16 protein-coding genes are annotated in these 26545 nt (G+C 61.8%); 7 read left to right on the top strand and 9 right to left on the bottom strand.

Annotated features, from left to right (window positions below; translation table 11 throughout):
• Positions 1-453 precede the first annotated feature (453 nt).
• The 5 genes from Q0248_RS03540 to Q0248_RS03520 all read left to right on the top strand — a co-directional run bounded on the left by Q0248_RS03540 (position 454) and on the right by Q0248_RS03520 (position 7435).
• Complete coding sequence (locus Q0248_RS03540; RefSeq protein ID WP_299319803.1) at positions 454-1359, top strand: diaminopimelate dehydrogenase; 906 nt, start codon at positions 454-456, stop codon at positions 1357-1359.
• A 67-nt stretch (positions 1360-1426) separates the two neighbouring features.
• Complete coding sequence (gene lgt / locus Q0248_RS03535) at positions 1427-2272, top strand: prolipoprotein diacylglyceryl transferase (protein ID WP_299319801.1); 846 nt, start codon at positions 1427-1429, stop codon at positions 2270-2272.
• 86 nt (positions 2273-2358) lie between these two features.
• Positions 2359-3570 carry an FprA family A-type flavoprotein gene (locus tag Q0248_RS03530; RefSeq protein ID WP_299319800.1) on the top strand — a complete coding sequence of 404 codons (1212 nt, stop codon included), beginning with the start codon at positions 2359-2361 and terminating at the stop codon, positions 3568-3570.
• A 67-nt stretch (positions 3571-3637) separates the two neighbouring features.
• Positions 3638-4423, top strand: coding sequence for a glucosamine-6-phosphate deaminase (gene nagB, locus Q0248_RS03525; RefSeq protein ID WP_299319799.1), 786 nt, complete (start codon positions 3638-3640; stop codon positions 4421-4423).
• 192 nt (positions 4424-4615) lie between these two features.
• A complete protein-coding gene (locus Q0248_RS03520) occupies positions 4616-7435 on the top strand; it encodes a TonB-dependent receptor (protein ID WP_299319798.1) in 2820 nt (939 codons plus the stop codon).
• 388 nt (positions 7436-7823) lie between these two features.
• Here the strand turns inward: Q0248_RS03520 and murG are convergent, their stop codons facing one another.
• The 4 genes from murG to glgP form a co-directional block, all read right to left on the bottom strand.
• Complete coding sequence (gene murG / locus Q0248_RS03515; protein ID WP_299319796.1) at positions 7824-8921, bottom strand: undecaprenyldiphospho-muramoylpentapeptide beta-N-acetylglucosaminyltransferase; 1098 nt, start codon at positions 8919-8921, stop codon at positions 7824-7826.
• On the bottom strand, positions 8899-10233 hold the full coding sequence (locus Q0248_RS03510) for an FtsW/RodA/SpoVE family cell cycle protein (RefSeq protein WP_299319794.1): 1335 nt from the start codon (positions 10231-10233) through the stop codon (positions 8899-8901). The genes murG and Q0248_RS03510 overlap by 23 nt, the downstream gene beginning before the upstream one ends.
• Positions 10226-11611, bottom strand: a complete 1386-nt coding sequence (gene murD, locus Q0248_RS03505) for a UDP-N-acetylmuramoyl-L-alanine--D-glutamate ligase (RefSeq protein WP_299319791.1) — start codon at positions 11609-11611, stop codon at positions 10226-10228. Before murD ends, Q0248_RS03510 begins: the two co-directional genes overlap by 8 nt.
• A gap of 404 nt (positions 11612-12015) precedes the next feature.
• On the bottom strand, positions 12016-14592 hold the full coding sequence (glgP, locus tag Q0248_RS03500) for an alpha-glucan family phosphorylase (protein WP_299319788.1): 2577 nt from the start codon (positions 14590-14592) through the stop codon (positions 12016-12018).
• 590 nt (positions 14593-15182) lie between these two features.
• On the opposite strand from glgP, the gene Q0248_RS03495 reads away from it, so the two are divergent.
• The gene (locus tag Q0248_RS03495) at positions 15183-16094 is read left to right on the top strand and encodes a hypothetical protein (protein ID WP_299319786.1); all 912 of its coding nucleotides are present in this window, start codon (positions 15183-15185) and stop codon (positions 16092-16094) included.
• Positions 16095-17505: 1411 nt separating this feature from the next.
• Entirely contained in the window at positions 17506-18405 is a 900-nt protein-coding gene (locus tag Q0248_RS03490; RefSeq protein ID WP_299319783.1) for a DUF3078 domain-containing protein, read from the top strand.
• 90 nt (positions 18406-18495) lie between these two features.
• Here the strand turns inward: Q0248_RS03490 and trxA are convergent, their stop codons facing one another.
• The 5 genes from trxA to Q0248_RS03465 form a co-directional block, all read right to left on the bottom strand.
• Positions 18496-18810, bottom strand: a complete 315-nt coding sequence (gene trxA, locus Q0248_RS03485) for a thioredoxin (RefSeq protein ID WP_299319780.1) — start codon at positions 18808-18810, stop codon at positions 18496-18498.
• A 49-nt stretch (positions 18811-18859) separates the two neighbouring features.
• Positions 18860-22558, bottom strand: a complete 3699-nt coding sequence (gene dnaE, locus Q0248_RS03480) for a DNA polymerase III subunit alpha (RefSeq protein ID WP_299319779.1) — start codon at positions 22556-22558, stop codon at positions 18860-18862.
• 208 nt (positions 22559-22766) lie between these two features.
• A complete protein-coding gene (locus tag Q0248_RS03475; protein WP_299319777.1) occupies positions 22767-24269 on the bottom strand; it encodes an acetyl-CoA hydrolase/transferase family protein in 1503 nt (500 codons plus the stop codon).
• 56 nt (positions 24270-24325) lie between these two features.
• Positions 24326-25018, bottom strand: coding sequence for a tRNA (guanosine(37)-N1)-methyltransferase TrmD (gene trmD, locus Q0248_RS03470; protein WP_299319776.1), 693 nt, complete (start codon positions 25016-25018; stop codon positions 24326-24328).
• Positions 25019-25052: 34 nt separating this feature from the next.
• Positions 25053-26267, bottom strand: a complete 1215-nt coding sequence (locus Q0248_RS03465) for an ROK family transcriptional regulator (RefSeq protein WP_299319774.1) — start codon at positions 26265-26267, stop codon at positions 25053-25055.
• Between the last annotated feature and the right edge of the window lie 278 nt (positions 26268-26545).

Genomic DNA, 26545 nt, shown 5'->3' with positions numbered 1-26545 from the left:
GCACTCAAGGCCTGCCGAGGGCAAGGAGACTAGGAGGCAAGCAGCGCGCCAAGACGCTCAGCATCAAGGATAAGCGATCGGACAGCCTAGACGGGACGCACTGCGACCCCAGTCGGAGCGAGCTGCGCGCTAACTCAAGCCGGGAAAAGTAATATAATATCCAGCGCTGAGGGACGCCAGTCAGCACGCTGAGGGATAAGGGGGAGGGCGAAAAGTTATATAAGAAATCTCGGCTCCACCTTGCTCGCAGCGCGCTGCGAGCTAAGGGCGGGCGCAGTCCGAGCCGCCCCTCACCGCGGGGCAGCCCGCTGCGCCCCGTCCCCCGTCCCAGAGGACAGCTTCGCCCGCCCTAGACCAGGAGGCCACTTGCACCCCCTAGGCTCTGCGGGCTTTTCAGTATCTTTGTCTAGTTAAGATCATAGACACAAGCCAACAAGAAGAATAAGAAACCCTATGTCAGAGACAAAGAAGATCAGAGCAGCCGTCGTCGGCTACGGCAACATCGGCCGCTACACCATCGAAGCCCTCAGCGCTGCTCCCGACTTCGAGATCGCGGGCGTCGTCCGCCGCGACCCCACACAGATCCCCCACGAGCTAGAGCCCTACCGCATCGTCGGCTCCATTCAGGAGCTGGGGCAGGTCGATGTAGCCATCCTCGCGACGCCGACGCGTCTGGTGGAGCAGACCGCCCTAGAGCTGCTTCCCCTAGGGATCAATACCGTCGATAGCTTCGACATCCACGGCGACATCCTCGCCCTACGCCGCTCACTGGGCGCTGCAGCTCGCGCCGCTGGCGTCGTCAGCGTCATCGCTGCAGGCTGGGACCCCGGTAGCGACTCTGTCGTACGTACGCTGATGGAGGCCATCGTCCCCAAGGGGATTACCTATACCAACTTCGGCCCTGGGATGAGCATGGGGCACACCGTAGCCGTCAAGGCCATCGCAGGCGTACACAAGGCGCTCTCGATGACCATCCCCACGGGCACGGGCATCCACCGCCGCATGGTCTATATCGAGCTCGAGCCGGGCTATAAGGCCGACGAAGTCATCGCCGCCATCAAGCGAGATGACTACTTCGCCCACGACGAGACGCACGTCAGCGTCGTCGACGACGTGGATCAGCTGATCGACATGGGGCACGGCGTGCACATGACGCGCAAGGGCGTCTCGGGCACGACGCAGAACCAGCTGCTGGAGTTCAACATGAAGATCAATAACCCCGCCCTCACGGCGCAGATCCTCGTCGCTGCGGCCCGCGCCGCCTCCCGCCAGCAGCCCGGCTGCTACACCATGCAGGAGCTCCCCGTCATCGACCTGCTGCCCGGCGAGCGCGAGCAGTGGATCGCCAAGCTCTGCTAGCCCCCGACCCTTCCTCACGGGCTCAGCCCGATACGAACGCATACGCATAGACACCCTATAGATCACGATGCTAGGAGCCATTACATGGGACGTCGATCCCGTGATCTTCGAGATCCTCGGCCGCGACATACGCTGGTACGGTCTACTCTTCGCCCTCGGGCTGCTCATCCTCGGGCCTATGATCGAGGAGCGCATGTGGCGCCGCGAGCGCCTCGACCCCGAGTGGATGAACTCCCTATATATATATGTAGTGGTGGGCACCGTCGTCGGGGCGCGCCTAGGGCACGTCCTCTTCTACGACCCAGGCTACTACCTAGCGCACCCCGCGAAGATCTTCGCCATCTGGGAGGGTGGGCTCGCTAGCCACGGCGGCACGCTGGGGATCATCCTCGCGGTATGGCTCTACTCGCGGCGCGTGACGAAGCGCTCCATCCTCTGGACGCTCGACCGTCTGGCCGTGCCTACGGGTCTGGCGGCAGCGCTCATTCGCCTGGGCAATCTGATGAATAGCGAGATCTTCGGCCGCCCTACGGACCTACCCTGGGGCTTCCGCTTCCTGCGCGCCATCGAGTACCGAGGACTAGATCCCGAGGCTATCCCCGCCTGCCACCCGACACAGCTCTACGAGGCGCTGGCCTACCTGGTGACCTTCGGCGTCTGTATGTATCTCTACTGGCAGCGCGATGCCGCACGGCGCTACTCGGGGCTCATCGTGGGCTGGTTCTTCGTGCTCGTCTTCGGCTTCCGCTTCCTCGTCGAGGGGATCAAGAACGTGCAGGAGCGCTGGGAGTACGACCTCATCGCCCAGTGGGGCGTCAATATGGGGCAGCTCCTCAGCATCCCCTTCATCCTGGCGGGGCTGGCCCTCATCGTCTACGCCTACCGCCACCCAATCGCAGACCAAGCAAAATAGGATAGGCGCTAGCGGCTGTGGGAGCCCCGCTTCCCAGCCGCTAGCGCCGCACTCCAGCAAAGGAGGAACACTAACTACACACGACTATGTACCAAGTACCACAGATCACCGACTCGATCTACTACGTAGGGGTCAACGACAGGATGAAGGCGCTCTTCGAGAACATGTGGAGCCTCCCGCAGGGCGTTGCCTACAATGCCTACCTGATCGTCGACGAGCAGACCACGCTCATCGACACGGTGGACGTCTGCTACAGCGACATCTTCTTCCACAAGCTCGACCTTATCCTCCAGGGCCGTCCCCTCGACTACCTCATCATCAACCACATGGAGCCCGACCACGGCGGCTCCATCGGGCTGCTGCGCAAGCGCTACCCCGAGCTCAAGATCGTGGGCAATAAGAAGACCTTCGAGATGCTGCGCGGCTTCCACGGGATCACCGAGGGGCTGCACGAGGTCAAGAATGGGGACGCGCTGAGCATAGGCGGGCACGAGTTCTTCTTCCTCATGGCGCCCATGGTGCACTGGCCCGAGGTGATGTTCACCTACGAGCAGCGCAATAGGGTGCTCTTCACGGCCGACGCCTTCGGCTCCTTCGGCGCGCTGGACGGCATCCTGCGCGACAGCGAGCTCGGCGACCGCTCGGCCTACCTCCGCGAGATGGAGCGCTACTACGCCTGCGTCATCGGTAAGTACGGCCCCTTCGTACAGAAGGCGCTGGCCAACATGGACAAGCAGGGCCTCACGATCGACCACCTCTGCCCCGCGCACGGTGTGGTCTGGACGCCCGAGGGCTTCGGGGAGGCGCGCCGCCTCTACGACCGTCTGTCGCGCTTCGAGGCGGAGGACGGCGTGGTCATCCTCTACGGCTCGATGTATGGCAATACGGAGCAGCTGGCCGACGTCATCGCCCAGAGCCTCTCGGCAGCGGGCATCAAGCGCATCGTCTGCCACAACGTGAGCAAGTCCGACCCCTCAGCCATCCTCGCCGACGTCTTCCGCTACCGCGGCCTCATCATCGGCAGCCCGACCTACTGCGGGGAGCTCTTCACGCCCATAGCCCATCTGATGAACCTCATCCGCATCCGTGACGTCAAGGACAGACTCTACACGGCCTTCGGCTCCTACACCTGGGCGCCCGCTGCCCTCAAGAAGCTGATCCCCTTCGCCGAGGAGATGAAGTGGGAGTTCGTCGGTGAGGCCGTCGAGCTCAAGATGTCCGACCTCAGCTCCGTGCTCGACCTCAGCTGGGCCCTCGGGCAGGCTATGGCCGCGCGCCTCCTTGCCCCCAAGGACTAGCCACCCCTAGCCCCCACCCCCTTTCACATCAGCCAAGAATACTCACTCTACTAATAAAGATCAAGTAATGCGTCTTATCATCCAGCCTGACTACGCAGGCATCTCTCAGTGGGCGGCAGACTATGTCGTCGCCAAGATCAATGCTGCTCAGCCCAGCGCGACTAAGCCCTTCGTCCTCGGCCTCCCCACCGGCTCCTCGCCCCTGGGCATGTACCGGGCGCTGGTAGCTGCTCATCAGGCCGGACGCGTGTCCTTCCAGCACGTCGTCACCTTCAACATGGACGAGTACGTAGGTATCCCTGAGAACCATCCTCAGAGCTACCACAGCTTCATGTGGGACAACTTCTTCCGCCACATCGACATCAAGAAGGAGAACGTCCACATCCTCAACGGCAACGCCGCTGACCTCGAGGCCGAGTGCGCCGCCTACGAGGCTGCGATCGAGGCCGCAGGCGGCATCGACCTCTTCCTCGGCGGTATCGGGCCTGACGGGCATATTGCCTTCAACGAACCCGGATCCTCGCTCAGCTCGCGTACCCGCATGAAGACGCTGACGACGGACACGATCATCGCCAACAGCCGCTTCTTCGAGGGTGACGTCAACAAGGTACCCAAGACGGCCCTCACCGTCGGTGTCGGCACCGTCATGTCCGCCCGTGAGGTCCTCATCCTCGTCAATGGCCACGGCAAGGCACGCGCCCTACAGCAGGCTGTCGAAGGCTCGGTCAACCAGATGTGGACCATCACCGCGCTGCAGCTCCACCCCAAGGGCATCATCGTCTGCGACGAGGCTGCCTGCATCGAGCTGAAGGTCGGCACCTACAACTACTTCAAGGACATCGAGCGCCTCTAGCCTACGTCAGCTAGCGCCACAGCTACACGCCATCAGGGGCGGCCTCGGGGATAGACTCCCTGGGGTCGCCCCTGCTGCTTCTGCTCAGGACGAAGGGCCGCCGCGGCGGAGCGAAGGCGCGGCGCGTCCATAGCTAGATTAAACCTTAGGCCGCTGCTGCAGTCATAGCTGTATAACGTAAGGATAAGCTCTATGACAAAGACAGTGTATCATCTCCTCGGCCTATGCCTCCTCTGGCTCCTCGCCCTCGCGCCCCTCTCAGCGCAGACCACGGCGACGACGCACAGCGTGCAGGGGCAGGTCCTCGATGAGGAGCAGAAGCCCCTGACGGGGGCCAGCGTCAGCCTCCTGCTGCCCGACGGCAAGCTCAAGACGGGCGTAACGACCAGCCGTGACGGCTCCTTCCACCTGCGCTCCGTCGCCAGTGGCAGCTATACCCTCCGCATCACCTTCGTCGGCTACAAGGCCTACAGCAAGGCCCTCAAGGTCGCAGGCAAGAACCTCCAGCTCGGCAAAATCCAGCTCGCCGAGGACGGTGCCCTCCTCTCCGAGGTCAAGGTCATCGGCAAGGCCGCCGAGGTCGTCGTCAAGGGCGACACCCTCGAGTTCAACGCCGGCAGCTACACCACGCAGCAGGGCGACGCCGTCGAGGAGTTGGTCAAGAAGCTCCCCGGCGCCACGATCAACGAGCAGGGACAGGTCACCATCAACGGTAAGACCGTCTCGCAGATCATGGTCGACGGCAAGTGCTTCTTCGAGGGCGACCCCAAGGTGGCGCTCAAGAATCTCCCTGCCGAGCTCGTCGACAAGATCCAGGTCGTAGACCGCGACAGCGAGGCCGCACGTCTCTCAGGCTTCTCGGACGGCAACGAAGAGACCATCCTCAACCTCACCATCAAGGCGGGGAAGAAGCGTGGCACCTTCGGCACAGCCTTCGCTGGCCTCGGTACGGACAAGCGCTACGAGGGTAGCGCCATGCTCAGCCGCTTCACGGGGGACAATCAGATGACCCTCCTCGGCAGCCTCAACAACACCAATAGCGCGGGCTTCAGCGACGTCTCCTCCGAGCTTGCCTCCGCCAATATGATGCTCAGCATGGCGACCTCCGCACGCGGCAGCCGCCCTGGCCCAGGCGGCGGAGGCAACTTCGGCCAGAACAACGGTATCCTCACCTCACGCGTCCTCGGGGGCAACATCAGCCATACCTTCAGCCCGAAGCTGACCTTCGGCGGGAATGCCCTCATCGGCCGCAACTCCCGGGACAAGCAGCTCGAGAGCACCGTGCAGAACATCCTCGGCACGGGCTCCACGACCGAGCGAGGCGGCACCAAGGAGCTCTCGACGAATGACTCCTACGCGGGGAACTTCCGCATCGAGTGGAAGCCCGACAGCCTCACCCAGTTCATCATCTCCCCCCAGCTGCGCTACGGCCGCGGCGAGAGCACCTACAGCTCAGCCTATGAGACGCGCAACGACGATGCCACCCAGCAGTCCATCTCTAGCACCACGCAGAGCCAGCAGAGCGAGCAGCGCCAGACCAGCGGCGAGCTCCACCTCGACGCCAGCCGCCGCCTCTCCCAGAGTGGGCGTACGCTGACGCTCTCGGCCGAGGGCTCCTTCGACCAGACGCTCGGCGAGGGTATGTACCGCTCTCTGCTGCATAGCCTGGCGCGGATCGAGTCCCTCGACCAGCGCATCGCCACCACCAAGCGCAGCCAGAGCTACCGCGCACGTCTGGGCTGGGTCGAGCCCCTCGGTAAGGGCTTCTTCACCCAGCTGACCTATCAGCTACGCGGTAGCCACTCCGAGAGCCAGCGTGAGGCCTTCGACACCGACGCCACGGGGCAGTACACGCAGCCCAACGCTGCCTACAGCAATGAGTTCCGCTCCGACTACTTCACCCAGCAGGCCGGCCTCGCCCTCAAGAAGAAGGGTAAGACCTACGACGTGACGGCTGGGCTCACCGTCGAGCATGCTAGGAGCAGCAGCTACTCGCTGGTCGCAGGCACAGCCGCCCCGACCATCAGCCGCGCGGTGACCAACTTCGCCCCGCAGCTCCGCCTGAGCTACAAGCCGCAGCGCACCACCGAGCTGCACCTCGACTACCACGGCCGCAGCACGCAGCCCACGACCGAGCAGCTCTCTCCCGTGCAGGACGTCACCAATCCGCTGGTCGTCTATCGCGGGAATCAGGACCTGAGCCCGAGCTTCCAGCACAACCTCTTCATGCGCTACAACAACTTCTGGACGAGCACGCAGACCTCGCTGGCGCTCTTCGGCCACGCGCAGCTGGTACAGGACGCCATCATCTCGCGCTCCGTCTACGACCTCAACACGGGGGTGCGCACCGTAGACTACACCAATGTCAACGGTAATGGGATGCTGGGCCTCGGGGGCTTCTTCACCCAGACGCTCCCAGGAAAGAAGTTCTCCCTACGCCTAGGCTCGATGAACAACCTCATCCGTAGCAAGACCTTCATCAACGGTGAGGCCAATACCAGCCTCGCCCTGCGCCTCAACGAGAATATGACCCTCAGCTACCGCCACAGCTGGGTCGACCTCAGCCTACGCGGGGGCTGGGGCTACTACAATGCCTCCAATAGTCTCGGCAACGTCTCGACGCCTGCGACCAAGGACTACAGCCTCGGCTGGACCAGCACCTTCACCCTGCCGCTGGGCTTCACCATCGAGGGCGACGCGACCTACACCAAGACCACGGGCTACAGCAGTGGCTATGATCAGGAGCAGACGCTGCTGAATGCGGGGATCTCCTACAGCTTCCTCACTGGGCGCAAGGCGACGATCCGACTCAAGGGCTACGACCTCCTAGACAGCCGCCGAAGCATCTGGCGCAACATCACCGCCTCCAGCATCTCCACCGAGGAGACCAATACCCTCGGGCGCTACGCCATGCTGCACTTTATTTACCGCTTCGATAGCTTCGCGGGCGGCGGCAGCAAGAGCGACATGAAGACCAACCGTCAGGGCCCTCCAGGTCCACCCCCCTTCTAGCACGCTTGCGCCTCATCCTAGGGGAAGGACCGATTAGCCTCCGCCCCTAATCTAAGTAAAAGCACCCCGCTGCAGCCAATAAGCTACAGCGGGGCGCTTCTTTAGGTGGAGGCTTCCTTGAGGGATATCAGTCAAGGAGCTGAGGGTCGTCGGTGGGAAGGCTGAGGGACGGCAGTCAACGCCGTGAGGGGTGTCAGTCAGGAGGCTAAGGGATAGCCCGTAGGAGGCCGAGAGCAAGCAGTCAACGCGCTCTGTTGCCCACCTCAGCCTACGGACACCCTTAGCCGAAGCTCCTTTCTCCTAGGACAAAACAAAGCCAGGGCGCAGACGTCACGGATGACGTCTACGCCCTGGCTGCTTAGTTGGGGAGTAGTGTGAGTTCGCTGCGCTAGGGGACGAGCTTCTCCAGCTCATCCACGATACGATCGGCAGCCTCCGTGAGGGCGAGCTTCTTGATCTCGGTGGAGAGGCTCTGACGCTGTGGAGCGTCGGCCAGCAGGGCAAGGGCCTTGGGCGTCAAGACATCGTGCGCCTCGGCGTCGGTGACGAGGATGGCCGCACCGCGCGTAGAGAGTGCCAGCGCGTTCTTCGTCTGATGGTCCTCCGCTACATTGGGCGAGGGGACAAGGATCGTAGGCTTGCCGAGGTGGCAGAGCTCGGAGATGGCGCTCGCCCCAGCACGCGAGACGACGACGTCCGCCAGCGTGTAGGCTAGATCCATGCGCTGGATGAAGGGCGCGCAGTAGACGGGGAAGCGATAGCCTGCGAGTAGCTGCTGCGCCTTGTCGGCAAAGCCTGTCCCCGTCTGCCAGATGAGGGCTGCACCCGACTGCTCCCATTCCTGGAGCCGTGCGCCGATGGCCTCGTTGATGCTGCGCGCACCGAGGCTACCGCCTACGACGAGCACCACCCGCTCGGTGTCGGCAGGCAGGCGGAAGTACTCCAGCGCCTCAGCACGCGACGCGCTGAGCTGCTCGATGGCGGGGCGAATGGGGTTGCCCGTCAGGACGATCTTATCCTTGGGGAAGAAGCGCTCCATCTCGGGATAGGCGACGCAGATCTTCGTCGCCCGCCGCGCGAGGAACTTATTCGTCACGCCCGCATAGGAGTTCTGCTCCTGGATGAGCGTCGGTATGCCGAGGCTCTGGGCCGCCTTGAGCGTCGGGGCACTGGCATAGCCCCCCACGCCGATGACGACCTGGGGCTGGAATTCGCGGATGATGTCGCGTGCTGCTACCAGCGCACGCAGGAAGTCCTTCAGCACCCCTACGTTTCGCCAGATGCGCTTGCGATCCAGCCCACGTATGTGTAGCCCCTTGATGCGGAAGCCCGCCTGAGGCACGCGCTGCATCTCCATGCGGCCTTCGGCGCCGATGAAGAGGATGTCGATCTGGGGATAGCGGCGCTGCAGCGCCTCGGCGATCGAGATGGCGGGGAAGATGTGCCCACCCGTACCGCCGCCACTAATGATGGCTCGCTGTATCATACTCAGTGCTGGATAGAGAGGGGTGATAGGCCAGGGCCTGCTCGTCGGGAGCCTCGGCACGCTCCAGTGCCTCCGCGGCCTCTGCCTCCGCTAGTCGTCGCGCCTCGAGCTGGCGCTGCTCCTCGGCCCAGAGCTTGTAGGCGCGCTCGGAGCGGCTCATACCGATCATGATGCCGAAGGCGATGCTGGTGGCAAAGATGGAGGAGCCCCCGAAGCTGAACATCGGCAGCGTCTGACCCGTATTGAAGAGCCCCGCGCCGACGGCTAGATTGACCAGCGCCTGCAGGGGGTAGATGATGGCGAAGCCGCGCAGCACGTTCGCCCTATAGGCGCTGGACTGACGCCGCGCCTCGCGTAGGATGAGCCACATCCATAGGACGTAGAGCCCCGGCAAGACGAGGAGGCCAAGCCAGCCGTATTCCTCGATGGCGATGGCGTAGATGTAGTCGGAGTAGGCTAGCGCTAGGGCGCTGCGGAACTTGCTCTGCCCTGGGCCGACGGGCAGCAGGTTCTTCGACGAGGCGATGGCCATACGTCCCATGTCCTCCTGACCGCCCATGTTGATCTCGCGCACCTCGCCCTTGGCGACGCTATGCTCGTCGACCTTACGCTCGATACGGGCGCGCCAGGTGGAGGCACGGCCAGGCAGCCACGAGGGCGGCAGCGTCATCAGGGCGATCCCACCCAGTAGCGCCAGCCCCACGGTGACACGGACGAACCAGCGGAAGGAGCGCCACGGCGCACGTAGCACAATGCTGTAGATACCGATGAAGAGGACGAAGATGATCCCCGTAGAGAGGTTGCTGCTCGCTAGGATAGCGATCAGGATGCCCGAGAGGACGTAGTAGGCGGTGAACTGCTTCCAGCGCTTGGGGTTGCGCTTCCAGCTGTTGCCCGCCGCTACGGCGCCCCACAGGACGAGGGCGATACGCATGAGCTCGGAGGGCTGCACCGAGATACCAGCGATGTAGATCCAGCGCTCGGCGCCGTTCTTGCCCGAGCCCGCCACGAGCAGCCAGGCGATGAGCAGCGGCATGGCGAGCATCATGATACGGGGCGCCCAGTTCCTCATGAAGCGCGAGGAGAACTGGCTGACGATGGCACAGAGGACGAAGCCTCCGAAGAGGAAGAGGATATGCTTGAAGATAGGCATACCACTGCCTGCCTTGTACACCTCGCTGCTGATGGCGCTCGAGACGATGAGCGTCGAGAGGATCATGAAGGCGATGTAGAGCGCCCACAGAGCCCCGTTGCCATCCAGCAGACGCTGCACTAGGCTGCGCCTATCGACTACCTCGTGCAGGCTATCCATGGGCCTCGGCGTCCTGGATGAGGCGCTGTACGACGCTGCGGAAGCTATCCCCGCGGTGGATGTAGCTCTTGAAGAGGTCGAAGCTAGCGCAGGCTGGCGAGAGCAGCACCGTATCGCCGGGCTGCGCCATAGCACGGGCATGGTCGATGGCCTCCTCCATGCTGAGGGCGGAGGCGATCTGGGGGACCTCGCCGTGGAAGGTCTGGTAGAGCTTCAGCACGTCGGTCGTGAGGAAGACCAGGCCACGCGCCCCGGCCTTCACCAGGTCGCTGATGTCCATGTAGTCGTTGCCCTTGTCCTGACCTCCTAAGATAAGGACGTAGGGTGTGGTCATGGTGCGTAGGGCGTAGTAGGTACTGCTAACGTTGGTCGCCTTGGAGTCATTGATGTAGCGGACGCCGTCCAGCACGCCGACCTTCTCGAGGCGGTGCGGGACGTTGACGAAGTCCGTCAGCGCGCCACGCAGCACCTCCTCACTGACACCGAGCCGCAGGGCGGCGATGGAGGCGGCCATAGCGTTCTGCAGGTTGTGCGGCCCCTGGAGGGCAAGCTGATCCAGCGGGAAGGAGAAGTCGTGCCCCTCGAAGTAGATGCGCATCGTGCCCTCGTCGCTCTTGTCCGCCGCCGAGCCTACCTGCGGATAGGTCAGGAAGGGTAAGCACTGCATAGGCATAGGCTGGTGCGTCATCACATAGCGGGAGACGAACTCGTCCTCGCCCCAGTAGATGAAGGCGTCGTCGCTGGTCTGATTCTGCAGGATGCGCATCTTGGACAGGGCGTACTCTTCGAAGTTGTAGTGGTAGCGGTCGAGGTGGTCGGGCGTGATGTTCATCAAGAGGGCGACGTGCACGCGGAACTGGTGCATATCATCCAGCTGGAAGCTGCTGAGCTCGATGACGAAGTAGTCGGGCTGCTCGTCGGTCATGACCTGACGGGCGAGGCTGAAGCCTACGTTACCCGCCAGCCCTACGGAGAAGCCTGCCTCGGAGAGGATGTGATGCAGCCACATCGTGGTCGTGGTCTTGCCATTGCTCCCCGTGATACCGATGACCTTGGTGGTGGGGCGCAGGTAGCGACCCGCCAGCTCGATCTCCGAGATCACGGGGATGCCTGCAGCGCGTATGGCCTGCATGATCGGCGCCTTCTCGGGGATGCCGGGGCTCTTGACGATCTCGTGAGCGCGCAGGATCAGCTCGGTGCTGTGTACGCCCTCCTCGTAGGGGATGGCAGCTGCCTCGAGCTCTGCCTTATACTTATCTGCTATCGTGCCATAGTCCGACACGAAGACCGTGAGGCCACGGCTCTTATAGAGGAGCGCTGCTCCTACACCACTCTCGCCTGCTCCGAGGACTACGGCCTCGTACTTGACTTCCATCATGATTGTCCTGAGATATCTAGCTTGTGTCCGCTCGGCTAGGGCTCTTCTCGAGGGGCTAGCTGGGTGCGGGCTACTTGTCCTACAATTTTAATCATTTCCCCCCATATAGCCAAGGCACTAGCCACGCTCGGGCGACACGGTGCCGCCCGCAGTGCGCTGCTGCCCTCCCGAGGCTAGGGGAGCAGGCGCAAGCCCCAGCCGAGCAGCCCCGCCGAAGGTCTGCGCTGGGGAAGACCTCCAGCCTCCCCGAGCCCCGCTGCGAGCACTCCTATATATATAAGGAGTGCCATGCCCTACCACCCCCCAAAGGCCAGCGGGGCGACAGCCCTACCCTGAGGCAAGCCGTCGCCCCGCGAGGAGCTATACTATAGGTGATCGCGGGCGCGCCCACGATCGGAGAGAGACTAGCCGAGGGCTACCCAGCGTACGAGCGCGAAGTCCATACGGTGGGGCAGCTCGGGGTGTGTGGGCAGGATGCGCAGGGCGCGCTTGAAGTGCCCGGGCTTGCTCTGGACGAAGTTCAGCTCGTAGGTGCAGCGGCTACCCTGGCTGTCGACCAGCCGCAGCGGCGTCTTCTCGACCAGCTTGAGCTGACCCTTGTCGTCCTCGGCGGCATCGACGAGCTCGACCAGCAGGTCGCAGCTGAGGGCACCCTTGTCGAGGACGAGCTGGATCGTCTCGGTACTGCCCGTGTGGCGCTGACCCGAGCTACCGATGCTGTGGCCATCGTTGCTGACGCTGACGACCTGCAGGTCATCCCAGTGCGCCAGGACGCCGTGCTTCCAGTTCACCAGCTCGCGGGCGATAGCGTTGTTATCCGCATGCAGGCGTGCCGAGCGAGCGGCCAGCTTGCAGTAGAAGCGCTCGAAGTAGTCGTCCATCATACGGCGCATCGTGTAGTGCGGCGCGATGTAGTTCATCGAGTTCTTCATAGCCTGGACCCAGCCCTCAGAGAAGGCCTTGCCCTCGCGGTTGAAGTACAGGGGTACGATCTCCTTCTCCAGCAGGTCGTAGATGGTCGTAGCGTCGAGCTTGTCCTGCAGGCTCTGGTCGGTGAAGGTGCGCTTGTCCGTCAGGGCCCAGCCAGCCCCCTCGCGATAGCCCTCATACCACCAGCCGTCGAGGACGGAGAGGTTGAGCACGCCGTTCATCTCGGCCTTCTCGCCCGAGGTACCCGAGGCCTCCAGCGGACGCGTAGGCGTATTCATCCAGATGTCGACGCCCGCGATCAGCTTGCTCGCCAGACGCATGTCGTAGTTCTCCAGGAAGATGATCTTGCCGAGGAACTCAGGGCGGCGGCTGATCTCTAGGATGTACTTGATGAGCCCCTGACCCCCGCCGTCGGCAGGGTGCGCCTTACCGGTGAAGAGGAACTGTACGGGGTACTTAGGATTGTTGACGATACGCTCCAGACGCTCCAGATCGGTGAAGAGCAGGTGTGCACGCTTGTAGGTAGCGAAGCGGCGGCCGAAGCCGATGAGCAGCGCATTGGGGTTGATGCCCTCCAGTACACTCATCGTCGTCTCGGGCGAAGCACTGCCGCGCAGCCACTTCTCCCCGTAGAAGGTACGGATATGCTCGATGAGGCGGTGCTTGATCGTCAGGTGCGTATCCCAGAGCTCCTCGCTGGGGACGGACTGCACGCGCGACCAGGTATCCTCGCTCGTCTGCTGCTTGATGAAGTCCTCACCGAGGTGCTTGCGGTAGAAGGCCTGCCACTCGGGCGCTGCCCAGGTGGGCAGGTGGACGCCGTTGGTGACGTAGCCCACGTGCAGCTCCTCGGGGAAGAAGCCTCGCCAGACGGGGGCGAACATCTGCTGCGACACGCGGCCGTGGAGTAGGCTCACCCCGTTGGCCTCCTGGCAGGTATTGAGGGCGAAGACGCTCATGGAGAACTTCTCATCGCTCCCGGGATGCTCACGACCGAGGTCGACGAACTCGCCCCAGGAGATCCCGAGGCGCTGGGGCAGATGGCCGAGGTACTTGCCCAGCAGATCCTCTGCGAAGTAGTCGTGCCCTGCAGGTACAGGCGTGTGGACGGTGTAGAGTGAGGAGGCGCGTACCAGCTCGAGAGCCTCATCGAAGCTACGACCCTCGCCCTCGACGTAGTCCAGCAGGCGCTGGGCGTTCATGAAGGCCGCGTGGCCCTCGTTCATATGGTAGACGTCCTTCTTGATGCCGAGCTTGGTGAGCAGCTGTACACCGCCCATCCCGAGGAGGTACTCCTGCTTCATACGGTTCTCCCAGTCCCCGCCGTAGAGCTGGTGGGTGATGGAGCGGTCCCATTCGCTATTCTGGGCGATGTCGGTATCGAGGAGGTAGAGGGAGATACGGCCTACCTTGACCTTCCACACATGGCAGTAGACGGTATGGCTGGAGTAAGGTACCTCGAGGACGAAGGGCGTCTGCCCGTCCTGCTGGAAGACCTGCTCGAGGGGGAGCTGGGCGAAGTCCTGCGCCTCGTAGCTGGCCAGCTGCTGACCCTCGGGGCTCAGCGTCTGCGTGAAGTAGCCATAGCGGTAGAGGAAGCCCACAGCCGTCATACGGACGTTGCTATCGCTGGCCTCCTTGAGGTAGTCCCCAGCCAGGACGCCGAGACCACCCGAGTAGATCTTGAGGACATTGGTCAGCCCGTACTCCATGCTGAAGTAGGCGATGCTGGGGCGCTCGGTGTCGGCGGGTTCGTCGATATAGGCCTTATAATCGGCATAGACAGCCTCGAGCTCGGCCATCAGTGCGGCATTGGTGGTGATGCGCTGGATATCCTCGCTGGAGAGCTGGCGGAGCAGCATGACGGGATTCCCCTCCGTGGACTCCCACAGCTCGGGGGAAAGAGCCTTGTAGAGGCGGTGGGCACGTGGGTTCCAGACCCACCAGAGGTTGTGTGCTAGTTCTTCTAGTCGTGCCAGCTCAGCGGGGAGCTGGGCATAAGCGTAGATACTGGTCCATACAGGATCATTCGCGCGCTTGCTTGCGATCATAGTGCAATGATGATTCAGTCCAATCGTATTAAAGTGGGCGTACCCCTCTATTGTTGTCGCACAAAGATACATAAATCTCTGTGCCCCTACCTCCCGAGCGGCTCAGAGCAGCCTCCCCTCGGACCTCTCCGCCCGCCCCCACCCCAGGAAAAACATTTCCCACAGCCAAGGAATCCCGCCCCCAGCCCTCAGCGCGCCCGCCCCTCCCCTCCAAGGCCGCACGTCCCCTCAGCCCAAGCTAAGCCGCATCCGCACACCAGGCCGCCCGTCCCCCACCCCGCTGCGGCGTGTGCTGCGCCCCGCCTCCGAGCCTCGCTGACCCCTATCCCTCAGCGCGCTGAGGGATACCCATCACGCCCGCCACGGACGCCCCTCACGGAGCTGACTGATATCCCTCAGCACCCCCTCCCCTTATCCCCCAGCCGCGATGCGAAGCTCTTCGCCCCAGTTCTCAGCCCTGGGGCGGAATAGCTGTCCAAGGACGAGACGATACCCCTCTCGGTAGGCTGGGCGGGACACGCTTGTTATCCTCGAAAGATTTTATACTTTTGTTACAGTTCATCATACCTAACTTAACAACTCATGCCCATATGAAGAAACTAGCCAGCATACTACTCGTAGCAGCCCTCGGCTCCTGCTCCAAGGGGAATACGGACAGCCCTACGCCACCAGCGCCACCAGCGCCCTCCACGTCCCAGACGTCCCTCGTGCCCGCACAGCAGATAGACTACATCAGCAAGATCGAGGAGTATGTAGTACATGGATATGACCGCGGGAGGACTCTTGTCCATACATACACCTTCGAATATGACGACCAAAAGCGTTTGATTTCCTTCTCCAAGAGCTCTGATTCTTCTCCTAAATGGAAATATACGCGGACGATCTTCTACGGTGACCGCACGATCACCTTACGTGATGAGAATGGAATGCCCTCACAGATCTTGACACTCGACCCTCAGGGTAGAGTATCAAAGCACGAAAACATCTATTACAAAAAGAACAAGGAGGGGGTCTTAGTCCAGGGGGAGTCAGAGGTCGAGAAGGATTACACCTATGACAGCAAGGGATACTACCTATCCCATACCTCGCCACGATACGACTCCAGCGCAGAATGGCAGGACGGCAACTTGGTAAAGCGCACCTATACCAATTCAACTGAGACACCTATTCGTATACCCCAGGTATTGACTCATGAGTATAGCTCCATACCTAATCGTTCCTTTCCCGACCTCAACTTTATCATAAAACGCTTCGTGGGCTGGTCTGGGGAGCCGCAGCCGTACCTTTGGTCTCACATTCAAGGGCTACGCTCTGCCAAGCTCATCTCCTCCCAAGCACTACCGCTCTACGAGAATGATGGCACTCCCCGAGGGCCGATGGAGAGTCGATGGGCCTACAAATTAGATGCTAAGGGGAGACCCATCGACCTCGAGATGAGCTTATTCTTTCACAACTTCTGGGATAGAGGTATGGCCTACGTCATCACCTATCTAGACAAGTAGTCTTCGCTACATCCGCATACCTCATCATCAGAGGGAGGGCCTCCTTAGGCACCTCCCTCTGATGCTTCTAAGGGGAGCCTAGCCCGCCCCTAGCTCGATCTTACGAAACGGGTAAATCCCCCCTTAAGGCACCCTCGCCCCGAGCCAGCACACCCACCTGTCCTGCTGCGGAGCGCGCTGCGCCCCGCCCCCTAGCCTCGCTGCCCCCTATCCCTCAGCACGCTGAGGGATACCCCTCACGCCCACGACTGCCGCCCCTCACGGCGCTGACCCATATCCCTCAGCGGAGCTCAGTCCTATAGGGGTGTAGACCGTCAGATTACCCTCCACCTCACTCGCAGCTCGTGCAAAAGGAGCTCAGCCCTCAGAGTTCTAGACCGTCAGCTTACCCCCTACCCCGCTCGCACCTCGTGCAAAAGGAGTCCAGCCCCTATAGGGGCGATCCATCCAAAGCCCAGGGTGCGTAGCCCTGCAAGGGCGACCAAACCCTGGGTAGCCTGGATAAAGAAAAAACAAAGCCCTGCAGGGGCGATCCTTAAAGCGTCCGCAGGGCAGTAGCACGATGCGCCTCTACTCTTGTCAGCTCTAGGGGTCGCCCCTATAGGGCTACCTTTGGAATAGGTATGACTAACCCAGGGTTTGGTCGCCCTTGCAGGGCTACGCACCCTGGGCTCTGAAAGGGTCGCCCCGCTAGGGCTTCCGAGGCCGCTCGTCCAAAGCTAATGGCAAGGCACACGAAGCAACACGCTTGACCCGCTCCACTCGGAGGGACAGCAGCGGGCGGCGAAAGGAGCACCAGACTAGGCAACATAGGAGGGACGAGGTGCAGGGAGAGCTGCTCGCAATCGCACCATTAGCCTAGAGCAAAGCATAATGAGCTTGTCAGCCCCGTACTCAGCTTGCGCAGGAGGAGCTCAGCCCTCAGAGTTCTAGACCATCAGCCCGCCCCCTACCCCGCTCGCAGCTCGTGCAAAAGGAGCTCAGCCCTCAGAGTTCTAAACCGTCAGATTACCCTCCACCCCGCACTCAGCTAGCTCAGGCGGAGCCCAGCCCCTATAGGGGCGATCCCTCCAAAGCCCAGGGTGCGTAGCCCTGAAAGGGCGACCAAACCCTGGGTAGCCTAGGTAAAGAAAAAACAAAGCCCTGCAGGGGCGATCCTTAAAGCGTCCGCAGAGCCGTAGCACGATGCACTCTCCCGCTTGTCCGCTCTAGGGTGCGCCCCGCTGGGGCTTCCGAGACTATTCGTCCGCAGCTAATGGCTAGGGCTACGACGCGGGGACGTTCGCCTTCGCAGCCTCATAGGCGGGGGCGCTCCCTATTAAATACTGTAAAAGACTTATCTTTGCGGCCGATCGCCGCCGCTAGGCTGGCGGATAATCACTCAGACAGTAACCACAAAAACGACAACAAGATGAAGCAACTCTTTCTCTCTGCCCTCCTCCTGCTTTCCTCGGGAGTGGCTATGGCGCAGGACACTCCTGCTGCTACGGAATCCAAGTGGAAGGTCGGTGGTATCACGGGCCTCAACCTCGCCCAGACCTCGCTGACCAACTGGTCCGCCGGGGGTGAGAACTCCATGACCTGGAACCTCTACCTCAACGCTACGGCTAACTACAAGCACGACAAGTGGAGCTGGGACAACGCCCTGATCACCGACTTCGGGAAGACCTTCACCTCGAGCAACAAGTGGCTCAAGAGCATGGACAAGATCAACCTGACCAGCAAGCTCGGCCGCTCCATCTCGCAGCACTGGAACGCTTCGCTGCTCGGGGACTTCCTCTCGCAGTTCGACCTCGGCTACGACGCCTCCACCAACCCCAACATCGCGGGGAATAAGGACAAGTACATCTCCAAGTTCTTCGCCCCTGCCTACCTGACGGTCGCTGCCGGTCTTGACTACAAGCCCAACGACAACTTCTCCCTGCTGCTCTCCCCCGCCACGGGTAAGATGACCTTCGTCCTGGACAAGAAGCTCTCCGACGCAGGTGCCTTCGGCGTAGAGCCCGGCAAGAAGCACCTGGCGCAGCTCGGTGCCCTGGCCGTGGCCAACTACAAGCAGGATCTGGCGTCCAACATCAAGCTCGTCACCAAGCTGACCCTCTTCACGCCCTACGACAAGGACTTCGGTAACGTCGACGTCAACTGGGATATGATGCTGGCCTTCAAGATCAATAAGTTCCTCACCACGACGCTGACGACCAACCTCATCTACGATGACAATGTCAAGACGGTCGACGGTGCAGGCAATCCCCGCGGTGCCAAGGTACAGTTCCGCGAGGTCCTCGGCCTCGGTCTCGCCTACAGCTTCTAGGCGCTGAGGCTAGCCCCCAAACAAAGAGCCGCCCCCAGGTCACACGAGGTGACCTGGGGGCGGCTTCTTTACTTAGCCTTAGGCGGAGGACTAGAGGGCTGCGTCTACAGCCTTCTTGAGCGTATCGTAGTCCTGGGCGCCGACGATCTTGTTGACGAGCTCACCGTTCTTGATGAAGAGGATGGTGGGGATGTTGCGGACACCGAAGCGGCTGGGCAGCTCCTGGTCACGGTCTACATCGCACTTGCCGATGACGGCCTTACCCTCGTACTCATGGGCGAGCTTCTCGATGTGGGGACCTACCAGCTGGCAGGGGCCGCACCACGTTGCCCAAAAGTCTACGACGACTAGCTGGCCGCTCGTAGCGAGCTGCTCGAAGTTCTGGCTGTTGATTTCTAGTGCCATGATTCTTTCCTTTCTTACTTAGTGTTACTATTATGTTGGTCTATGCTCTCTAGCGTACCGACATCACGATACCACTGGCGCGGCAGAAGTCCAGCAGCTGTGGCGTCGGCTTGATGGGATTGCGGTCGTAGCTGAGCTGTACGTCGTGGCGACCCGTCCCATCGGTGATACGAATAGATAACATAGCCTCGCCTGGATTGTTCGTAATGAACTGACTAAGCTCCTCAATGACCTCTTGGCTGACGGCGCGCACATCGATCTCGAGGTGCACAGCGCTCATCGTCGTATCGATGACCTCAGAGAGCAGGGAGATGCGACTGACCGAGAGCTCCAGCTCGTCGCCATAGCGGCGACGCTGTACCGTGCCCTGCACGAAGATGAAGAGCCCCTTGTGGCAGTACTGCTGGAAGTTGACGTAGTTACTGCTGAAGAGCGCCAGGTCAAAGGAGCCGAAGGTATCCTCTATCGTGATGCGGGCATAGGGGTCGCCGCGCTTGGTGAAGCCATTATACACCTTGGAGACCATACCGCCGAAGGAGACCGTACGCCCTTCGCCCACCGCCTCGAGGTCGTTCAGCTCGAGGGCATTGACGGGGCAGTAGCACTCCAGCAGCACGCGGTAGGGGTCGAGCGGATTGCCCGAGAGGTAGAGCCCGACGAGCTCACGCTCGCGGTTGAGACGCTCCAGATCGCTTAACTCGACATAGTGCTCGGGCGGCGTGGGACGCGGCAGCTGCATGGCCTCCTCATCTTCGCCGAAGAGTGAGGACTCATTGCGGCTCTGCTCGGACTGCAGCGTCTGGGCATAGCGCACGAGGGCGGAGAGGAAGTTGTCGTCCCTGAAGTTGCTCTCCAGCGGCGCCGTGTAGAGCTCGCGCTGGTAGCCGAAGCTGTCGAAGCCGCCCGCGAAGATGAGGCTCTCGAGCGTCTTCTTATTGATCACCGAGATAGGCACGCGCTCGAAGAAGTCATAGACGTCGCGGAAGGGCCCGTGCTCCTCACGCTCGCGGATGATAGCCTCGACAGCCGAGCTACCCACGCCCTTGATGGCGTTGAGCCCGAAGCGGATGTTGCCCTCCTGGTTGACGGCGAACTTGAAGTCTGACTCATTGACATCGGGGCTCAGCACCTTGATGCCCATGGCGCGACACTCGTCCATCAGCTTGATGATCTCGGTGATGTTGCTGAGATTGCGGCTCAGCGCCCCGGCCATGTACTCGGCGGGATAGTTCGCCTTGAGGTAGGCCGTCTGGTAGGCGACCCAGCTGTAGCAGGTGGCATGGCTCTTGTTGAAGGCGTAGGAGGCGAACTTGGCCCAGTCGGCCCATATCTTCTCGAGCGTCGCCTTGTCGTGGCCGTTCTTGGTTCCACCCTCGAGGAACTTCACCTTGAGCGCGGCCATCTTGTCCGCGAGCTTCTTCCCCATCGCCTTACGGAGCTCGTCGCTCTGCCCTCGGGTGAAGTCGGCGATCTCACGCGAGAGGAGCATCACCTGCTCCTGATAGACGGTGATGCCGTAGGTATCCTTGAGGTAGCGCTCCATGCAGGGCAGGTCGTAGGTGATCTCCTTACGTCCGTGCTTGCGGTCGATGAAGTCAGGGATATAGTCCATAGGCCCCGGGCGGTAGAGGGCATTCATCGCGATGAGGTCCTCGAAGGTCGAGGGCTCCAGCTCGCGCAGGTACTTCTGCATGCCGGCGGACTCGAACTGGAAGGTCCCCACCGTCTTGCCCTCGGCGTAGAGCTGGTAGGTCTTGGCGTCGTCAATGGGGATGCGGTCGATGTCGATCTCTAGGCCACGGCTCTTCTTGATATTGAGCAGCGCCTCCTTGATGACCGAGAGCGTCTTCAGCCCGAGGAAGTCCATCTTGATCAGCCCCGTGGACTCGATGACCGAGCCCTCGTACTGCGTCACAAGCATGCTCTCACCCGTAGCCTTGTCCTCGGCCGTGCTGAGGGGCACGACGTCACTAATGTCCATCTTGCCGATGATAATTCCGCAGGCGTGGACACCCGTGCTGCGGATGTTGCCCTCCAGCATCTGGGCGTACTTCAGCGTATCGTGCAGCAGGGGGTCGGGGCTAAGCGAAGCCTTCTTGAGCTCCTCGACGTACTCGATGGAGTCGGCGATGCTGACGCCCTTCTTGTCGGGGATCTTGTCGGGGATGAGCTTGGTGAGGCGATCGCTCTCGCTCAGGGGGAGCTTCTGCACACGGGCCACGTCCTTGATGGCGCTCTTGGCGGCCATCGTGCCATAGGTAACGATGTGCGCCACGCGCTCGTAGCCGTACTTATCCGTGACCCAGCGTAGGACATCGGCGCGACCATCGTCGTCGAAGTCCACATCGATATCGGGCATGGAGATACGGTCGGGGTTGAGGAAGCGCTCGAAGAGCAGGTCGTAGCGTATCGGGTCAATGTCCGTGATGCCTAGGCAGTAGGCCACAGCCGAGCCCGCGGCCGAGCCGCGCCCTGGGCCTACGAAGACCCCCATATCACGCGCCGCGGCGATGAAGTCCTGCACGATGAGGAAGTAGCCAGGGAAGCCCATGCCCTTGATCGTCGCCAGCTCGAAGTCGATGCGCTCCCGCACCTCCTCCGTCAGTCCCTCCTCACCGTACTTGCGCCGAGCGCCCTCGTAGGTCAGGTGGCGCAGATAGTCGTCATCGTCTTCATAGCCCTCGGGGATGGGGAAGTCGGGCATCAAGGGGCCGTGGTCGATGCTATAGAGCTCGACCTTGTCACAGATCTCCTGGGTCGCCGCCAGCACCTGGGGGACGTCGGCGAAGAGCTCGTACATCTCGCTCCGCGTCTTCATCCACTCCTGCTTGCTGTAGCGCATGCGCTTGGGGTCATTGAGGTCCTTGCCCGTGCTGAGGCAGATGAGGCGGTCGTGCGCCTCGGCATCCTCCTCGTCGAGGAAGTGTATATCGTTGGTCGCGATGACCTTCACCCCGTGCTTCTGTCCTAGCTCTAGCAGCACCGCATTGACGCGCTGCTGCAGCTCGTAGGTCTCTTGGTTGCCCAGCGGGTTGGTCGTCTTGTGACGCTGCAGCTCGAGGTAGAAGTCCTCCCCGAAGATCCCCTGAAACCACTTGATGCTGCGCTCGGCCTCCTCGATGTTCCCATTGAGGATGTGTTGCGGGATCTCTCCGCCGAGGCAAGCCGAGGATACGATGATGCCCTCATGGTACTCCTCCAGTAGCTCCTTGTCGATGCGGGGGCGGTAGTAGTAGCCATCAATCCAGGCGCGGGAAACCATCTTGATGAGGTTCTTGTAGCCCGTGAGGTTCTTGGCCAGCAGCACGAGGTGCCAGCCGCTGTTATCTATGGACTGGGTAGGGCGGTAGGGGTTGGGGACGTTGGCCTCCTTCTTGAAGCGGGAGCGGCGAGCGCAGTAGACCTCGCAGCCGAGGATGGGCTTGAAGAGCGGCCGAGCCTCCGCCGCAGCCAGCTGCGTACGTAGCTCCTCGAGCCGTGCCTCCTCCTCAGCGGTACGTGCCTCCTGGGCCTCGAGGGCGGAGATCTGCTTGGCGAGGTCCTTGCGCTCCCCGAGCAGCGGGGCGTTCTTCTTGCTGACGTAGTCGTAGAACTCCTTGATGCCGAACATCGCCCCGTGGTCGGTCAGGGCGATGCCACTCATGCCATCCTTGATAGCCTTATCTACCAGCCCCTTGACAGAGGCCTGACCATCGAGGAGCGAGAACTGGGAGTGCACATGTAGGTGTACGAAGGGCTGATTGTCCATTATCACGTGAGTAAGGGGAAGGAGGGCTGCGGCCATCTCGCCGCTGCGGGATACAAAGATACGGGAATGCCCGCTATCGCTCGCCCCCTCCCATCCAAGCCGCTCTATATAAAGCATCCGCGCTCCGCCCCCTCAAGCGAGGGAGTGGAGCGCGGTGCATTTGGGGAGCAGCAGGGCAAGGCGCCGTGCCGCTAGCGCGAGCTGCGGGCTACTTAGCCTGGTGGTACTTCGACCAGTCTACATTACGCATATCGCCCGAGGCTGCAGCCTCCTGGTGGAAGGCGAAGCAGCAGTCCAGCGCCTGAGGTGTGTGGCCCTTGACGCCGAGCTCGAGGTACTGACGCAGCAGATCGCGGTAGTCGGGGTGTACGCAGTTGTTGATGATCTCCTCGGCACGCTGGCGAGGATCCTTGCCGCGCAGATCAGCCACCCCGTACTCGGTGATGATGACCTTAACGGAGTGCTCGCTGTGGTCAAGGTGCGAGACCATGGGGACGAAGGCCGAGATCTTACCATCCTTAGCCGTCGAGGGCGTGGTGAAGATGGAGAGGTAGCCGTTACGGGCGAAGTCACCCGAGCCTCCGAGGCCGTTCATCATGCGCGTACCATTGACGTGCGTGGAGTTGACGTTGCCGAAGATGTCGGCCTCCAGTGCCGTGTTGATGGTGATGATCCCGAGGCGGCGTACGATCTCAGGGTTATTGGAGTACTCCTGGGGGCGCAACAGCAGCTTGTCCTTGAAGAAGTCGAGGTTGCCGTAGATCTCCTGGATCACCGAGCGCGAGACGGAGAGCGAGCAGCCGCTGGCGAACTTGACGCGGCCCTTCTTCATCAGCGCGATGACAGCGTCCTGGATGACCTCCGTGTAGACCTCGAAGGCAGGGATCTGCTCGTTGTCCCCGAGGGCACCGAGGACGGCGTTGGCGACATTACCCACCCCACTCTGCAGGGGGAGGAACTCCTTGGGCAGGCGGCCGGCCTCCATCTCAGCGATGAGGAACTTAGCCACGTTGTTCCCGATGGCCTGCGTGACCTCGTCCAGAGGAGCGAAGCCGCCCTCATCATTGGGCTCACTGGTGCGTACGACACCGACGATCTTGGCGGGGTCTACCTTGACGAAGGGCTGACCGACACGATCGCTGGGATGGTAGACGGGCATATCCTTGCGGTGGGGAGGATCCAGCGGCTCGGCGATGTCGTGGATACCGCGGATTTCCTTGGGGTGCTTATCATTGAGCTCGACGATGATCTTGTCCGCTAGGCGGCAGATGGTAGGCAGGATGCCGACGCCCGAGGTGGGGACGATCTCGCCGTCCTCCGTGACGTCTGCAGCCTCGACAATGGCGACGTCTACCTTACCGAGGAAGCCGTAGCGCAGCTCCTGAGCGACCATCGAGAGGTGCATATCGAAGTAAGGGTTCGTCCCGGCGTTGATGCCGGTACGCATGTCCTTATTGGACTGGTAGGGCGTGCGGAACTTGACAGCCTCGGCACGTGCGAGTGCGCCATCGAGGCGGTCGCCCGTGCTGGCGCCGGTGAACATACCAATCTTGAAGAGACGACCAGCGGCGTGCTCTACTTCGGCACGCTTAGCGATAGCGCCGGGGATGACCTTAGGGCACCCTGCAGGGGTAAAGCCGCTAAAGCCCACATTGTCATTGTGCTGCACGAGGGCAGCTGCTTCGTCTGCTGTGATGAACTTCAAAGCCATGATTGCTGTATGAGTGTGGATATTTGTTTGTACTGGCAAATGTAAGGAAATACTCGCTATCGGCGGCTGTCCCCCTTGTCTAGGAGGTCGGGCCGCAGGCGGCGCGTACGCTCAAGCGCCTGCTCCATCTTCCAGCTCTCGATGCGGGCGGCATGGCCGCTCAGCAGCACCTCGGGCACCGTCCAGCCCTTGTACTCGGCGGGGCGAGTGTAGATGGGTGGCGCCAGGAGGTCGTCCTGGAAGGTATCTGAGAGGGCGCTCTCGGCGTCACCGATGACCCCAGGCAGCAGGCGTACCACGGCGTCGGCGATGATCGCCGCGGGTAGCTCGCCGCCCGTCAGCACGTAGTCGCCGACCGAGATCTCACGCGTGATGAGGTGCTCACGGATGCGGTGGTCTATGCCCTTGTAGTGCCCGCAGAGGATGATGATGTTCCCCTTGAGGCTCAGCTCGTTGGCTATACCCTGATCGAAGGTCTCTCCATCGGGTGAGGTGTAGATGATCTCGTCGTAGGCACGCTGGCTGGTGAGCTCGCTGATCGCCCTATCTATGGGCTCGACCTGCAGGATCATACCCGCCTCGCCCCCGAAGGGATAGTCATCCACCCGACGCCATCTATTGGTCGAGTAGTCGCGGAGATTGTGTACATGGAGCTCAGCGAGCCCCTTGGCCTGGGCACGCCCGAGGATGGAGTGCCTCAGCGGGCTCTCCAGCAGCTCGGGGATGACGGTGATGATGTCTATGCGCACGTATACCTATATATAATGTATGGTGGATGCTGGGCTACTCGGCGAAGCGTCGCGTACGTGCCAGCATACAGGCCCCGACGAGCCCAGCGCGGTCGCCCAGCGTAGCGGTGGCGATGCGCGTGTCGCGCGTGACGAGGCTCAGCGAATAGGTGCGTACCGAGGCCTCGATCTGCTGGGTGAAGTAGCCGCCTGCGTCGGCGAGGCTGCCGCCGACGATGACCAGCTCGGGGTTGAAGACGTTGATGAGATTGGCGATCTGCTTGCCTAGCTGTAGCCCGATCTCGCTGAGCACCTGCAGGCAGAGCATATCCTCCTGGGCGCAGGCCTGCAGGAGATCCGAGAGCGTGATGCTGCGCCCCTCGGCTAGCACTGCGGAGAGACTCGAGCTCTCGCCAGCGCGGATGCGTGCCTCGAGCTTGCGGCACATGGCCTGCCCGCTGACCTCGGTCTCGAGGCAGCCCTTCTTCCCGCAGTGGCAGAGGATCTGATTGTCATAGACCGAGATGTGCCCTAGCTCACCCGAGAAGCCCGACTTCCCTAGGTAGATCTCGTGGTCGATGATCATCCCGAGACCGAGCCCCCAGCTGACGTTGACGTAGAGGGCATTATGCACGTCGGCACCCTTACCACAGCCCTGGGTGAACTCCCCGAAGGCCATGCCACGCGTGTCGTTGTCGATCGAGACGCGCGTGCCGAGGCGCTTACCCAGCACCTCGGCGAGGGCCTGGTCGGAGTAGAAGTTGAAGAGCGTGTAGCTATGCCCCGTAGCGGGGTTGATGCGCCCAGGGATGTTGATATTGATGTTGAGGATCTCGGAGCGCTGGCGTCCCGTGCGGGTGATGAACTCGTCGATGATGCGGCAGATCTCCTCCACCGCCTCGGGAGTATTCTCCAGCACGAAGGGCAGATCATACTCGACCTCGAGGAGCTCGCTCTGTAGATTGATCAGGCCGATGTTGATGTAGGAGCGCTTGACGTCCACACCGATGAAGTAGCCACCCTCGGGCTTGAGCCCGAAGAGCATGGGGAAGCGGCCGGCCTCGATCTCCAGCTTGCCCTCCTCCTGCACGCAGCCCGCATCGATCAGCTCCTGCAGGATGCGCGAGGCGGTAGGTGCACTCACCGAGAGCTCCTTGGCGATGTCCGACATGGTAGCTGTGCGGTGGCGCAGTAGGTAGTTAATGACATGGAGCTTCAGCTGTCCGCGCTTAGCTCCTAGGGCGAGCTCCTCTAGTAGTTCTGCTGTCATAGGGATAGATAGGTAGTGTATAGCGAGGCTGCTGCAGCGTGCCAGAGCAGGCTCTGCGCTGCAGCAGCCTCTATAGGGTAGTGTGTGTCATTGCTAGGGGATAGGAGGGCTGGAGGCTAGCTGGCGCTACCGCCTCCACTGGCGCCACACTGAGCCTCCCGGGGCTTGCGGCGCTTCTGGCCCTTGCCGTGGCCGCCCTTGGGACGCTGACCTTCGCGGGGCTGCTGCCCCTCGGCCTTCGCCCCCTCGGGACGTGGACCGCGACCTCCTTCCTTACG

The organism is uncultured Porphyromonas sp., from assembly GCF_938046015.1.
Classification (GTDB): Bacteria; Bacteroidota; Bacteroidia; order Bacteroidales; family Porphyromonadaceae; genus Porphyromonas.
Note: the sequence above shows the minus strand (reverse complement) of the source record. Positions and strands in the feature narration are given on the sequence as shown.